Below are 13,777 nucleotides of genomic sequence, written 5' to 3' on the forward strand. Positions count from 1 at the left end.
AGCCGCAAGGCTGTCTTGACATTCAATGTTGGTTTTATCCAGTTTTGAGCGAACAAGCTCAATTTGTCTGGTAATGATGGCGAAGAGGTCACACCCGTTCCCATACCGAACACGGAAGTTAAGTTCTTCAGCGCCGATGGTAGTAGGGGGCTTCCCCCTGTGAGAGTAGGACGTTGCCGGGCAATTTGAAAAGCGAGTCGAGGATTTCATTCCTCGGCTCGCTTTTTTGTTTGTGGTATTTAATTCGTATTCAGGTTCTAAAGAGATGGTTGGATGTTGTCTGTCTGGGAGAAACTTATTGCAGAGGGATGGATGGGGAGACATGCTTAGGTGCCTGGAGGTTATGAGCGAAACCATGAATTCATGATCACATTTCAAAGCTAATCCCTTCCCTACGTCTTGAATTCAAGACTTCCTTTTTGCGCTGAGGAGAGGTTTCCATTATGGTTAAGAGACTAACCTACGAGGAGATGACGGAAATGGAATCAGTTTATGAGTTTAGTGTACAGAAACCCGATGGAACCGAGCAATCCCTTTCTGAGTTCGAAGGCAAGCCGTTACTCATTGTAAACACGGCAAGCAAGTGCGGTTTTGTGAAGCAGTTTGACGAGTTACAAGAGGTCTATGAGACGTATAAGGATCAGGGACTGACCGTCTTGGGATTCCCATCAGATAACTTTAACAATCAGGAATTTGATAGCAGCAATGAGGCGGAGGAGTTCTGTCGGATGAACTTCGGTGTGTCTTTCCCGATGTTTGCAAAAGTGGATGTCAAAGGCGATCGTGCAGAACCGTTATTTCAATATCTCTCTTCACAAAAGAAAGGGATGTTGACGGAAGGGATCAAATGGAACTTTACAAAGTTTCTTGTGGATCGGCAAGGCAACGTAGTCAATCGCTTTGCTCCACAAACGGGTCCTTTGAAAATGAAAGATGCAATTGAAAAGTTGATATGACAGAAAAGGGCCAATACTTTTACTTATCGTTGCGTCCTTGACACGCCTTTACGCCGCTGATAACCTATTATCTAATATTTAACCGAAACTATAAGGGGGCATCAGACATGTGGGAAACTAAGTTTGCACGTGAAGGGCTAACATTTGATGACGTATTATTGATACCAGGAGCATCTGAAGTGTTACCAAAAGACGTATCGTTGTCTGTTCAATTGACGGAAAAAATTAAGCTGAATGTTCCGCTGATCAGTGCGGGGATGGATACGGTCACAGAATCCAAAATGGCGATTGCCATGGCACGTCAAGGTGGTCTCGGTGTCATCCATAAGAACATGAGCATTGAAGAACAGGCTGAGCAAGTTGTTACTGTAAAGCGCTCTGAAAATGGTGTCATCACAAATCCATTCTTCCTGACCCCTGAACACCAAGTATTCGATGCAGAGCATCTGATGGGGAAATATCGTATTTCCGGTGTACCGATCGTGGACACGCTTGATAACCGGAAGTTGGTCGGAATCATTACGAACCGCGATCTTCGTTTCATCCAAGACTACTCGTTGACAATCGATGATGTAATGACGAAAGAACACCTCGTCACGGCACCAGTGGGTACAACGCTTGAAGACGCTGAAAAGATTCTGCAGAACCATAAAATCGAAAAGCTTCCAATTGTCGATGAAGATGGAACGCTCCGCGGATTGATCACGATTAAAGATATTGAAAAAGTGATTGAATTCCCGAAGGCTGCAAAAGATCATCATGGACGTCTTCTAGTAGGAGCAGCTGTCGGTGTTACATCAGATACAATGGTTCGCGTTGAGAAGCTTGTCGAGGCTGAAGTAGATGTCATTGTAATTGATACGGCACACGGTCACTCAAAAGGTGTTATCGATATGGTGAAAAAAATTCGGGAAATTTATCCTGAACTCGATATCATTGCAGGAAACATTGCAACTGCAGAAGCCGCCCATGCCTTGTATGAGGCTGGAGCAGATGTAGTGAAAGTGGGTATTGGTCCAGGATCCATTTGTACAACGCGAGTCGTCGCAGGTGTAGGGGTTCCGCAAATTACAGCCGTCTATGATTGTGCAGCAGAAGCACGTAAGCGAGGCAAGACGATTATTGCCGATGGAGGCATTAAGTTCTCTGGAGATATCGTAAAAGCACTTGCAGCAGGCGGACACGCGGTCATGCTCGGTAGTTTACTCGCCGGTACAACTGAAAGTCCTGGAGATACTGAAATTTTCCAAGGTCGTCGCTTTAAAGTATACCGCGGTATGGGTTCTGTATCTTCAATGGAGCGAGGTTCAAAAGACCGTTACTTCCAAGAGGACGCGAAAAAACTTGTACCCGAAGGAATCGAAGGTCGCATGCCTTATAAAGGTTCCCTTGCTGACACGGTCCATCAGTTAGTTGGAGGCATCCGCTCAGGAATGGGGTACTGCGGAACGAAAGATTTGCAAACATTGCGTGAAGAAGCACAATTCATCCGCATGACAGGTGCGGGACTTCGTGAAAGTCATCCTCACCAAGTTCAGATTACGAAAGAAGCGCCCAATTATACAATTTCCTAAAGTTAAGTTCGACAGGAACTTCAGCACCTTTCATTTCGTCTTATATGGGCGGAAAGGTGCTTTTTTTTATTTTATATCCATCCCTTCCTTTAGGTATGATAAACTATGGGAGTAAATCGCGATAACGGAGGTAGAAATGTGAAGAAGATGAAGAACAGATGGCTGTCTGTACTATGCTCGGCAGTCTTGCTCGCAGCAGTATTCGGTGCAACACCCGCTCAGGCGGAATCGGCGCTTGGTCTCCATGTGGATGCAGCCATTCTAATTGATGCGGATAGCGGAAAGATTTTGTATGAAGAAAATGCAGATGCTCCACTTGGAATTGCAAGTATGTCAAAAATGATGGTCGAATATCTTCTCTTTGAAGCAATCGATGAGGGATCCATCACTTGGGATCAGGAGTACAAAGTAACAGACTATACATACAAAGTGTCTCAGAATCGGAAATTGAGTAACGTGCCACTTCGAAGAGATGGTTCCTATACAATTAAAGAATTGTATGAAGCACTTGCAATTTATTCAGCGAATGCAGCAACGATTGCTATAGCTGAAACAATCGGTGGTACTGAAAAAGAGTTTGTGAAACTCATGAACGAAAAAGCAAAAGAGCTTGGATTGAAAGACTTTAAGTTCGTCAATTCGTCAGGGTTGAATAATAAAGATTTACAAGGCATGCATCCAGAAGGTGCTGGCCCCGAAGATGAAAACGTAATGCCGGCTAAATCGGTTGCGAAGCTTGCGTATGCATTAATCAATGATTACCCGCAAGTTCTCGATACGACGAAGATTCCAACGAAGGTGTTTCGTGAAGGTACTTCAGACGCTATCAATATGATCAACTGGAACTCCATGTTACCTGGTTTCTTGTATGAGTATGAAGGTGTAGATGGGCTGAAAACAGGAACGACTGATTTTGCAGGTCATTGTTTTACAGGAACTGCGATTCGCGATGGGAAGCGTGTCATCACGGTTGTGATGAAAGCTGTGGATGCTAAGGGCGAAGGATCCTATAAAGCGCGATTCGATGCAACACGTTCCCTGCTCGACTATGGTTTTTCACAATTCTCTGAAGTGGAGTTTGTGCCAGAGGGCTATCAGTTTAAAGGCGAAGAAACCATGAAGGTGTTGAAAGGGAAAGAGAAGGACGTTGCGATTCATGTAAAAGAACCGATTAAAATGATGGTGAAAACGAGTGAAAAAGATCAGTATACACCTAAATTAGTCATCGATAAGAAGAAGTTGAAAGATGGTTCCCTTGAAGCACCTATTAAGAAAGACGTAGTAGTAGGTCACGTGGAGCTTGTGAAAAAGGACGGCTCTGAAGATAATGGCTTCATCGACGGGAAAAATGTGAATTCAGAAGTGGTAACAAAAGAAACTGTCGAAAAGGCAGGCTGGTTCTCTCTAGCAATGGGAGGAATCGGTCACTTCTTCTCGGGTCTCTGGGAAAGTGGAACTGGCTTTGTAAAAGGCTTGTTTAACTAAAAAAAGCGGAACAGACGCATTTCTAGCGCTGTTCCGCTTTTTGTATGTTCCAGACGTCCATAAGTTTTTCAATGCCTTGCTCTATCTGGGGTTCGTTCAATCCGCCAAATCCAAGCAAAAAGGACGGTGAACCGGTCGCATATCCTGACTGGTAATCTTGCAAGCTGTAGACGCGTATACCCGCTTGAAGAGCAATTTCGGCGAGTTCAGATTCCGGTTGTTGCTTATGAACCGTTACGATGATGTGCATTCCAGCCTCGTCTCCTGAATAAGCAATTGCGGGCTCATAAGGAGTAAGTGCTTCCGTGAGCCTCTGCAGTTTTTTACGGTACACTTTGCGCATCCTGTTCAAGTGACGTGAAAATTGCCCTTCTGCCATGAATCGAGCAAGCATGTGCTGATCGAGTCGGGGAACAGTGGATGCGTACTGGATGAATGCCCCTTTGTAACGCTTCAGTAAAGCTGGCGGAAGCACCATATAAGCGATTCGCAGCGAAGGCATGAGTGATTTGGAGAACGTACTTAAATAGATGACGTTTTCACCACGGTCCATTCCTTGCAGGGAAGGAATCGGGCGTCCTGCATAGCGGAATTCACCATCGTAATCATCTTCAATGATGATATGTTCCGTATTGGAGGAAGCCCAGTTCAGCAAAGCGGCTCTGCGTGGTGCAGAGAGCACGCTGCCTGTAGGGAACTGATGGGAGGGTGTGACATATGCAACTGTTGCCAATGAGCGCTGCAGTGCATCCACGTCCATCCCATCGCCATCCACTGGAATAGGGATTGCCGGTCTTAAATGATGGTCGAATACGTGATGTGTCAGAGGATATCCCGGATCTTCCACCGCATACACGGCTTCTTCGCCAAGAATCCTTATGATGAGCGGAATGAGTTGCTCGGTCCCGGAACCGACGATGATCTGTTCAGGCGTGCAGATAACGCCTCTTGAATGGTACAAGTACATCGCAATCTCATTGCGCAGTTCCACATCTCCATGGGGGTCTCCGAGCTGCAGCAGATGGGAAGCGTGTTCATCGATGACGTCCTTGGCAACTTTCCTCCATTTTGAAAAGGGAAACAATTCAGGGTCCACCATACCCGGTGAAAAGTCTAACGCTGCTGCGGGACGTACTGGCGTGAGTGTTTCGTTTACCTCTGCAGACTCTGTATAGGCGAGCTCTTCAATATCTTGAACGTAGTATCCACTACGAGGGACTGCTGTAATGTATCCTTCAGCAACCAGCTGGCCGTAAGCAAGCTCTATAGTTGTTTGGCTGACTGAAAGAAATTCACTTAACTTCCGTTTGGATGGAAGTTTTTTACCGACAGGAATCCGATGATCGGTAATATCTAGTTTCATCTGCCGATAAATCTGTTCGTAAAGAGGAATTGTCTGGGATTTATCCAATAACACTAACCATTCTTCCATTAGCAGCCCCCAATCTGACCCTGTCATTTTGTTATTCATATTAAACTTGGTGAGGGTCTAGCTGAAGTATACCGTAAGTAGGTGAAAGTGGAATAGCCATCGGTTTTCTAAATCCACCCTTTGCTTGCCAAACGTTTCGGCGTATAGTAAAGTTAAAGTAATTTCATACGTAAGACGATGAAGGGAAGCAGTAACAGCTACGTTTTTCTAAAGAGAGCCGACGGGTGGTGCGAGTCGGTGGAAACGCCTGTGAATCCATCCTTGAGCAGCCAAACTGAATTGAAGTAGGTTTGTGCCGGCACCGGAGCCGTTATCTTCCTGGAGTGAATCGGCATGGTGCTGATTAAGCTGGGTGGTACCGCGGGTAGTTCTCGTCCCTATTGATAGGGGATGGAGGGCTTTTTTTGTGCCTGGATTTCGTAAATCGTCATAACCAATTGAGGAGGAATCATCATGTTAGACAGAAAAGTGTTGCGTACAGACTTTGAAGGTGTGAAGAAAAAGCTTGCGATGCGTGGAGAGGATATCTCTGAGTTGGACAAGTTCCCAGGGCTTGATGACAGACGCCGTGAATTATTAGCAAAAGTTGAGGTGCTAAAAGCGGAGCGTAACGAAGTGTCTCAGAAAGTGGCGGAGATGAAGCGTAACAAAGAGGACGCGGACGAGCTTGTTTTGAAAATGCGTAAAGTCGGAGAAGACATTAAAGCGTACGACACGGAATTGAATGAGATCGAAGAGCAATTGGATTATGTGCTTATGCGCATTCCAAACATTCCGCACGAAAGTGTTCCTGTCGGTGACAGCGAAGATGATAACGTGGAAGTTCTAAAATGGGGAGAAACACCAGAGTTTTCATTTGAACCGAAGCCGCATTGGGAAATCGGGACGGACTTGAACATCATAGACTTTGAACGTGCCGCAAAAGTGACAGGGAGCCGTTTCGTATTTTACCGAGGCATGGGCGCACGGCTTGAGCGTGCACTCATCAATTTCATGATGGATCTGCACCAGGATGAGAATGGATATGAAGAAATGCTTCCGCCTTACCTTGTAAACCGTGCAAGCTTGACAGGTACAGGGCAATTGCCGAAGTTCGAAGAGGATGCATTCCTTATTGAAAAAGAGGATTACTTCATGATTCCAACATCTGAAGTACCTGTTACCAACTTCTATCGCGATGAAATCCTGAATGCCGATATGCTTCCGAAAGCATTCGCTGCTTACAGCACAAACTTCCGCTCTGAAGCAGGTTCTGCGGGCCGTGATACACGCGGATTGATCCGCCAGCATCAGTTCAATAAAGTGGAGCTCGTACGTTTTGTGAAGCCGGAGGACTCTTATGATGAGTTGGAAACACTGACAGGACATGCGGAAAAAGTATTGCAGCTGCTTGAGCTTCCATACCGGAAGTTGAAGATGTGCACGGCGGATCTCGGATTCACTGCAGCGAAGAAATACGACTTGGAAGTGTGGATTCCTGCACAAAATGCGTATCGTGAAATTTCTTCATGCTCGAACTTCGAAGACTTCCAAGCGCGCCGTGCCAACATCCGTTTCCGTCGTGAAGCGAAAGGGAAGCCGGAGTATGTGCACACATTGAACGGTAGTGGGCTTGCAATTGGACGTACAGTTGCTGCATTGCTTGAAAACAATCAGCAAGAGGACGGTTCTGTATTGATCCCGCAAGTATTGCGTCCATACATGGGTGGGAAAGAGTACATTACAGCTGCTGAGTAAGCAAAATATGAAAAGCGACATCGGAAGTTATTCTGCTTCCGGTGCCGCTTTTTTTTTTGCCTGTTTCTTCTTTTCGCGCAACGCTCTGAAAAAGTTTGTGAGGAGTGCACCGCATTGTTCACTTAGAACATCTTCACGCACCTCACATTCGTGATTGAACCGATCGTCGTTCAACAGTCTATAGAGGGAATCGACACACCCTGCTTTCGGGTCGCGAGCACCATAGACGACTGTCGGGATTCGCGACTGCAGAATAGCTCCAGCACACATGGGGCACGGCTCAAGCGTTACGTAAAGAGCCATTTCTTCAAGTCGCCAGCTGCCAATCGATGCACACGCGTCTTGAATCGCCGAAAGCTCTGCATGAGTTACCGCATTTTGCGTCGTCTCCCTTAAATTGTGCGCTCGCGCAATCACTTCACCCTGATAGACAATCACTGCCCCGATCGGCACTTCTCCAAGTGCTTCCGCTTTCTTTGCTTCTTCAATCGCCAGTTGCATGAAATACTGGTCTTGTTCATTCAAATTCATACTCATCGCTCCTTAACTTCAGTGTATCACGGTTTATATCAGAATGTTCCACGTGGAAAAAATGTCACAACCTAACGAGCGCCTCCTATGATAAACTAAAGGGACGATATTAAGTGAAAGACAGGAGCGTTGGTCATGACCATTCCATTCATTGCAGTAGAAGGACCGATCGGGGTTGGAAAATCCACGTTGTCCAAAGCGATTTCAGATACCCGCCAGTTCCATCTGCTCATGGAAATTGTGGATGAAAATCCGTTTCTCAATAAATTTTACGACGACATTGAAGAGTGGAGCTTTCAAACTGAAATGTTCTTCCTTTGCAATCGATACAAACAGCTTGGAGATATTCAAAAACACTATCTAGCTGAAGACAAGCCCGTCGTCGCAGACTACCATATATTTAAGAACCTTATTTTTGCACAACGCAGTCTTTCTGAAAATGACTATGCAAAATACGAACAAATCTATAATATCTTGACCGCAGGGATGCCCGTCCCGAACGTCATCGTCTACTTGCACGCAAGTCTTGACACTCTCATGAAACGTATCGCAATGCGCGGCCGTGATTATGAACGGGGTATGGATCCCAACTATTTACGCCAGCTCTCCGAAGACTATGATACATTCATCAATCGATTCGAACGCATGCACCCGGAAATTCCAGTCTTACGTTTCAACGGAGACGAACTTGACTTTGTTGCGAACGCCCGGGACCGCCAATACATCCTTGACGCAGTCGATGCTGTCATCCAGAAAGAGGTCGTTTAAGTGAACTTACGTGAAAAATATGGAATTCCGCAAAATGCGGTCATTACGATTGCAGGAACAGTAGGTGTCGGTAAATCGACGATGACGACAGCACTTGCTGAAGCGCTCGATTTCCGCACATCTTTTGAAAACGTAGACCAGAACCCATACTTGGATAAATTCTACGAAGACTTCAAAAAGTGGAGCTTCCATTTACAAATTTACTTCCTGGCAGAACGTTTCAAAGAACAGAAGCGTATCTTCGAATACGGCGGCGGGTTCATTCAGGACCGTTCGATTTATGAAGACACGGGTATCTTTGCCCGCATGCACATGGAGGAGGGAACGATGGATCCCGTCGATTACGAGACGTATACGAACTTGTTTGAGGCGATGGTCATGACGCCGTACTTCCCACATCCGAATTTGCTCATTTACTTGGAAGGTCCCCTTGACAGTATTATAGATCGCATTCATGAACGAGGTCGTGAGATGGAGCAAGAGACACCCATTACCTATTGGGAAGAAATGCACGCACGGTATGAGAAGTGGATCGACTCCTTTACGGCATGCCCGGTACTTCGCCTAGACATCAATGATTATGATCTCATCACGAACGCGCACGAAGTGGAACTGATCGTCGAGAAGATTGGCGGCATCCTATCGCAAACGGAATCGCTTCGCAGCTAACAAAGCAAATTCACCTTTTTTGGCAGAGAAAATCTGTCGAAAAAGGTCTTTTTCATTTTTTACCGAATTGAAGAATAGAGTATTCCTATCCGTGAATAAGCGTGTCTGGCGCATTGAAAATGATTCACGGTGAGTGGAGCTTATAGAAATAGCCATTGTAAAGGAGCGGATTCCTATGATTGCGAAAGAAAAAATGACGGTTGCGTATGCCCGTAAACTCGAACAGCGCTATGCTGCTGCAAGCCGCCGTGAAGAGTTTTACGTACAAGAAGGCACCATCTACTTTGACGGTAACTCACTTGGATTACTTTCAAAACGTGCAGAAAAATCTCTGCTCGCCATTCTCGATTCTTGGAAGACCCATGGCATTGACGGATGGATGCAAGGGGAGCGTCCTTGGTTCAATTTGTCCGAAGAATTAGGTGCGTCTCTAGCTCCGCTGATCGGCGCAGAAGCTGAAGAAGTGATTGTGACGGGTTCGACCACCTCAAATCTCCACCAGCTGCTGGCAACATTCTTTAAGCCATCCACCGGTCGAACTAAAATTCTAGCGGATGAATTGAATTTCCCGACAGATATTTACGCTATAAAAAGCCAGTTGGAGCTGCACGGACTGGATCCCGCAGAGCATATGATTCAAGTGAAAAGCCGCGACGGACAAACACTGCAGACCGAAGACATCATTGAAGCGATGACTGACGACGTTGCGGTTGTAATTTTGTCAGGCGTGCTTTATCGGAGCGGACAAGTGCTGGATATGAAGAAGGTGACCGAAGTTGCCCATGACCGTGGCATTTTAGTTGGCTTCGATTTGTGTCACTCGATCGGTTCGATTCCACATGCGCTGGATGATTGGAAGGTCGATTTCGCATTTTGGTGCAATTATAAGCACTTGAATGGAGGCCCGGGTGCGACCGGCGGTATTTACGTCAACAAAAAGCATTCCGGAGCACAACCGGGTCTTGCAGGATGGTTCGGATCTGCGAAAGACCGGCAGTTCGATATGGAGCACACGTTTACGCCGGCAGAAGGAGCAGGAGCTCTTCAAATGGGGACTCCTCACTTGCTCAGTTCCGCGCCCCTCATCGGTTCTCTTGAACTCATGAACGAAGTCGGAATGGACGCGATCCGTGAGCGGTCACTGGCATTGACGGGTTACTTGCAGGAGCTGATCGAAATGGAACTTGAAGCACACGGCCTCACGGTAACGAGTCCGAAGTTGGATGCAGATCGCGGCGGACACGTATTTATCGTCCATCAAGAAGCAGCACGTATCTGTAAAGCGCTGAAAGCGAACGGCGTCATTCCGGACTTCCGCACACCGAACGGCATCCGTCTCGCACCCGTTGCACTCTACAACACGTTTGAAGAAGTGCTAGAGACGGTGAACATCCTAAAACGCATTATGGAAGAAGAGCAATATAAGCAATTTGAAAATAAGCGAGAAGTCGTCGCGTAAACGAGAACCGGGGGGATTTGTGATGAACAAAGGGATTTCAGATTTGAATTTGGATCAAGAGGACATTCACACGGACTTTAAAAAGGATATGACGTACGGGGAATACTTGCGCCTCGATCAGATCCTATCGAGTCAAGAGAGACTGTCGGGCCATCACGATGAAATGCTGTTCATCATCATCCATCAAGTGAGCGAGCTTTGGATGAAGCTGACGCTGCACGAGCTGACAGCGGCTATTGACGCAATCGATACAGGTGAAATGCAATCTGCATTCAAAAAACTGGCACGCGTAACGAAAATCCAATCACAGATCATTCAAGCCTGGGACGTATTGTCGACGATGACACCTGCTGAATACTTGGAGTTCCGTGATTCTCTCGGTAAAGCATCCGGATTCCAGTCCTATCAGTATCGTCTGATCGAGTTCGCGCTTGGCTACAAATCTTCTCATATTTTAAAGATTTACGAGAAGGATGCGGAAGTGTATGCAGTGCTGAAAGAGGCATTGAACCAACCGAGTATCTATGACGTGGCCATCCGGGCATTAGCAAAAGCCGGTTTTACCATTAATCCTGAATTACTTGACCGCGATTTCAGCGTCACGTATTCCGGAGATCCAACGGTTGAAGCGGCTTGGGAAGTAGTTTACCGGGATGTCGATAAATACTGGGATTTGTATCAGCTAGCAGAAAAACTTGTGGATGTTGAAGATTGGCTGCAGCAGTGGCGGTTCCGTCATATGAAAACCGTAGAACGGATTATCGGATTCAAAAAAGGTACAGGGGGCTCATCAGGTGTGAACTACTTGCGCCATGTGCTCGATCATCGGTTCTTTCCTGAACTATGGGATCTGCGTACGAAATTATAAGAACAATAAAGAGAAGAAATAGGGGGAGAAGCATGGATGAGAAGGGGAGAACGGAACAATGGTCTTCTAAGTTAGGATTCATATTATCTTCAGCAGGGGCTGCAATCGGACTCGGGGCCATCTGGAAATTTCCCTATGTAACAGGGATGAGTGGAGGCGGAGCATTTTTCCTGCTGTTCATCGTCTTCACATTGGTCATTGGTTTACCGATGCTGCTTTCTGAATTCATCATCGGGCGCAGTACAGGCAAGGAAGCGATCAGTGCGTATAAAAAATTAGCACCTAAAAGTTTGTGGGTATGGATCGGCCGGCTCGGCGTTTTAGGCTGCTTTTTGCTGCTGTCCTTCTATAGCGTAGTTGGCGGTTGGGTGCTCGTCTATAGCGGCCTTGCAATTCCGGGCAATGTGATTGGGGACGGCACGAATTATGGAGAACTGTTCGGCTCCGTCATCGGTTCGGTGTGGATCACCCTGCTTGGCTTGTTGTTATTTACGGTCATTAACGTCATCGTCATTGCATCAGGGGTTCAAAACGGCATTGAGCGCGCCAACAAATATATGATGCCATTGTTATTCATCTTTTTCATTATTTTGGTTGTGCGCGCCCTGACGTTAGATGGTGCCATGGAAGGTGTGAAGTTTTTCTTAGCACCGGACTTCTCGAAGATAACGGGTGCATCGATTCTTTATGCACTCGGACAGTCATTCTTTTCGCTAGCAGTAGGGTTTTCGTGTATGGTGACGTACAGTTCGTATTTGAAAAAAGACGTCAGCTTACGGTCATCGGCCGGATCTGTCGTCGGCATGAACATCTTTGTTTCGCTGCTCGCAGGACTTGCGATTTTCCCGGTGGTCTTTGCGTTCGGGCTAGCGCCTGACGAAGGTCCGGGCTTGTTGTTCATGGTATTGCCGGAAGTGTTCGGTCAAATGCCATTCGGTGAACTGTTTTTAGCAATGTTCTTGCTGCTGTTCCTATTTGCGACGTTGACGTCTTCGTTCAGTTTGTACGAAATCATTGTCGCTGCACTGACAGCGAACGGCAAACGGACTCGGAAGACAGTGGCTTGGCTAACAGGACTCATCGTGTTCGTAGCGGCAATTCCATCCGCCATGTCATCCAGTTTGCTGGAGTCCTTCATGATTAACGGCAAGAGTATTTTCGATAGCACGGACTACGTTGTCAGTAACGTGCTCCTGCCGATTGGCAACTTGCTGATTGCGATTTTCATCATCCACAAAATGGATCGTGAACTTGTAAAACAGGAATTCAATTTAAGTACAAAGGATTCTCCCGGCCTGTTCCGGGTATGGCTGATTTTGATGACTGTTGTTATCCCACTGACGATTGTCGCTGTATTTGTAAATAACCTTTGATATGTGCAACTAGAAAGGATGATGGACATGATGAAGTTAACGCAGTGGATCGACATCACCCAGCCCCTCAGCAATTCCATCGCAGAATGGCCGGGGGATACTCCGTTCAACTATGAACTCACGTTTACGAAAGAACAGACGGGCTCTGTCAATATCGGCCAAGTCTCGATGAGTGTCCATACAGGGACGCACATTGATGCACCATTCCACTACGATAACGAAGGCAAGCGTGTACATGAACTCGATCTGTCCTTGTATATCGGGCCCACGATGGTAGTCGACGTCACAGGGCATGTTGAAATCGGCCGTGCAGAACTCGAGGGTTTTGACTTCAAAGATGTGGAGAGACTTTTGCTTAAGACGGGTGGACATCCAGACCCGAATACGTTTCCGGAACACTATCCGGTGTTGAAAGCGGACATCGGCCCGTTTTTGAAGGAGCAGGGAATTCGGTTAATCGGCGTCGACGTCCCATCCGTCGATGCGGTCGACAGCAAAACGATGGACGCGCATCACTCGCTTTACGATAACGGTGTGAACATTTTGGAGAACATCGTGCTATCGAGCGTAACGCCTGGGGTGTATGAGCTGATTGCACTTCCACTTGCGCTGGAAGGTTCGGATGGCAGTCCGGTGCGTGCGGTGCTGCGTTCGTTGGAAGGGTAACGTTAAAAGAGCTGCTTAGAGAGGGAGAACCCCCTTTAAGTAGCTCTTTTTGTATGGGTGAAGGCATTGCAAGCATGCGTTTAGCAAGTAATCACGAATGGAGAGTGAATTGTGTGTTATTGTGAAGGCGCCTAAAGTGCCTGATGTGTCTGTTAAATATGGTTTGATGGTTCGATATACGTTAACTATTCCGAATGAAGCGCAATGTGTTATCTGGAAGTTAGATAGAATATAAATTGATTGAATTACTTAAATTGAA

Annotated in this window: 12 protein-coding genes, 1 rRNA gene and 1 other annotated feature; of the genes, 11 read left to right on the forward strand and 2 right to left on the reverse strand. The window is 46.5% G+C overall.

Annotated features, from left to right (window positions below):
• Window positions 1–66: 66 nt before the first annotated feature.
• From rrf to ABE021_RS10245, 4 genes are all read left to right on the forward strand, one after another.
• Window positions 67–182 (forward strand): 5S ribosomal RNA (rrf, locus tag ABE021_RS10230).
• Between the two features lie 297 nt (window positions 183–479).
• Entirely contained in the window at window positions 480–956 is a 477-nt protein-coding gene (locus tag ABE021_RS10235) for a glutathione peroxidase (RefSeq protein WP_430288601.1), read from the forward strand.
• Window positions 957–1,063: 107 nt separating this feature from the next.
• Window positions 1,064–2,530 (forward strand): IMP dehydrogenase, encoded by a 1,467-nt coding sequence (gene guaB / locus ABE021_RS10240; RefSeq protein ID WP_430288494.1) that lies wholly within the window; start codon window positions 1,064–1,066, stop codon window positions 2,528–2,530.
• A gap of 138 nt (window positions 2,531–2,668) precedes the next feature.
• Window positions 2,669–4,015: a serine hydrolase gene (locus ABE021_RS10245; RefSeq protein ID WP_430288496.1), complete on the forward strand. Its 1,347-nt coding sequence runs from the start codon at window positions 2,669–2,671 to the stop codon at window positions 4,013–4,015.
• A 22-nt stretch (window positions 4,016–4,037) separates the two neighbouring features.
• On the opposite strand, the gene ABE021_RS10250 is transcribed toward ABE021_RS10245, so the two are convergent.
• A complete protein-coding gene (locus ABE021_RS10250) occupies window positions 4,038–5,447 on the reverse strand; it encodes a PLP-dependent aminotransferase family protein (RefSeq protein WP_430288498.1) in 1,410 nt (469 codons plus the stop codon).
• 168 nt (window positions 5,448–5,615) lie between these two features.
• Window positions 5,616–5,829: a binding site (T-box leader), on the forward strand.
• A gap of 71 nt (window positions 5,830–5,900) precedes the next feature.
• Between ABE021_RS10250 and serS the strand changes: the two genes are divergently transcribed.
• Entirely contained in the window at window positions 5,901–7,184 is a 1,284-nt protein-coding gene (gene serS, locus ABE021_RS10255) for a serine--tRNA ligase (RefSeq protein ID WP_430288500.1), read from the forward strand.
• Window positions 7,185–7,211: 27 nt separating this feature from the next.
• On the opposite strand, the gene tadA is transcribed toward serS, so the two are convergent.
• Window positions 7,212–7,715 carry a tRNA adenosine(34) deaminase TadA gene (gene tadA, locus ABE021_RS10260; protein ID WP_430288502.1) on the reverse strand — a complete coding sequence of 168 codons (504 nt, stop codon included), beginning with the start codon at window positions 7,713–7,715 and terminating at the stop codon, window positions 7,212–7,214.
• Between the two features lie 135 nt (window positions 7,716–7,850).
• On the opposite strand from tadA, the gene ABE021_RS10265 reads away from it, so the two are divergent.
• From ABE021_RS10265 to kynB, 6 genes are all read left to right on the forward strand, one after another.
• Window positions 7,851–8,483: a deoxynucleoside kinase gene (locus tag ABE021_RS10265; protein ID WP_430288503.1), complete on the forward strand. Its 633-nt coding sequence runs from the start codon at window positions 7,851–7,853 to the stop codon at window positions 8,481–8,483.
• Window positions 8,484–9,152, forward strand: a complete 669-nt coding sequence (locus tag ABE021_RS10270) for a deoxynucleoside kinase (protein WP_430288505.1) — start codon at window positions 8,484–8,486, stop codon at window positions 9,150–9,152.
• Window positions 9,153–9,327: 175 nt separating this feature from the next.
• Window positions 9,328–10,611 carry a kynureninase gene (gene kynU, locus ABE021_RS10275; protein ID WP_430288507.1) on the forward strand — a complete coding sequence of 428 codons (1,284 nt, stop codon included), beginning with the start codon at window positions 9,328–9,330 and terminating at the stop codon, window positions 10,609–10,611.
• A 22-nt stretch (window positions 10,612–10,633) separates the two neighbouring features.
• Entirely contained in the window at window positions 10,634–11,479 is an 846-nt protein-coding gene (kynA, locus tag ABE021_RS10280) for a tryptophan 2,3-dioxygenase (protein ID WP_430288509.1), read from the forward strand.
• Between the two features lie 32 nt (window positions 11,480–11,511).
• Complete coding sequence (locus ABE021_RS10285) at window positions 11,512–12,852, forward strand: sodium-dependent transporter (RefSeq protein ID WP_430288511.1); 1,341 nt, start codon at window positions 11,512–11,514, stop codon at window positions 12,850–12,852.
• Window positions 12,853–12,882: 30 nt separating this feature from the next.
• On the forward strand, window positions 12,883–13,518 hold the full coding sequence (gene kynB / locus ABE021_RS10290; protein ID WP_430288602.1) for an arylformamidase: 636 nt from the start codon (window positions 12,883–12,885) through the stop codon (window positions 13,516–13,518).
• The last annotated feature ends 259 nt before the right edge of the window (window positions 13,519–13,777 follow it).

The organism is Sporosarcina gallistercoris (assembly GCF_050459885.1).
Classification (GTDB): Bacteria; Bacillota; Bacilli; order Bacillales_A; family Planococcaceae; genus Sporosarcina; species Sporosarcina gallistercoris_A.

What these genes read in the sequence shown, in the direction of transcription:
- ABE021_RS10235 (WP_430288601.1), top strand. Translation starts at nt 480, where the DNA reads ATGGAATCAGTTTATGAGTTTAGTGTACAGAAACCCGATGGAACCGAG.
- guaB (WP_430288494.1), top strand. Translation starts at nt 1,064, where the DNA reads ATGTGGGAAACTAAGTTTGCACGTGAAGGGCTAACATTTGATGACGTA.
- ABE021_RS10250 (WP_430288498.1), bottom strand. Translation starts at nt 5,447, where the DNA reads ATGGAAGAATGGTTAGTGTTATTGGATAAATCCCAGACAATTCCTCTT.
- serS (WP_430288500.1), top strand. Translation starts at nt 5,901, where the DNA reads ATGTTAGACAGAAAAGTGTTGCGTACAGACTTTGAAGGTGTGAAGAAA.
- tadA (WP_430288502.1), bottom strand. Translation starts at nt 7,715, where the DNA reads ATGAATTTGAATGAACAAGACCAGTATTTCATGCAACTGGCGATTGAA.
- ABE021_RS10265 (WP_430288503.1), top strand. Translation starts at nt 7,851, where the DNA reads ATGACCATTCCATTCATTGCAGTAGAAGGACCGATCGGGGTTGGAAAA.
- kynU (WP_430288507.1), top strand. Translation starts at nt 9,328, where the DNA reads ATGATTGCGAAAGAAAAAATGACGGTTGCGTATGCCCGTAAACTCGAA.
- kynA (WP_430288509.1), top strand. Translation starts at nt 10,634, where the DNA reads ATGAACAAAGGGATTTCAGATTTGAATTTGGATCAAGAGGACATTCAC.
- ABE021_RS10285 (WP_430288511.1), top strand. Translation starts at nt 11,512, where the DNA reads ATGGATGAGAAGGGGAGAACGGAACAATGGTCTTCTAAGTTAGGATTC.
- kynB (WP_430288602.1), top strand. Translation starts at nt 12,883, where the DNA reads ATGAAGTTAACGCAGTGGATCGACATCACCCAGCCCCTCAGCAATTCC.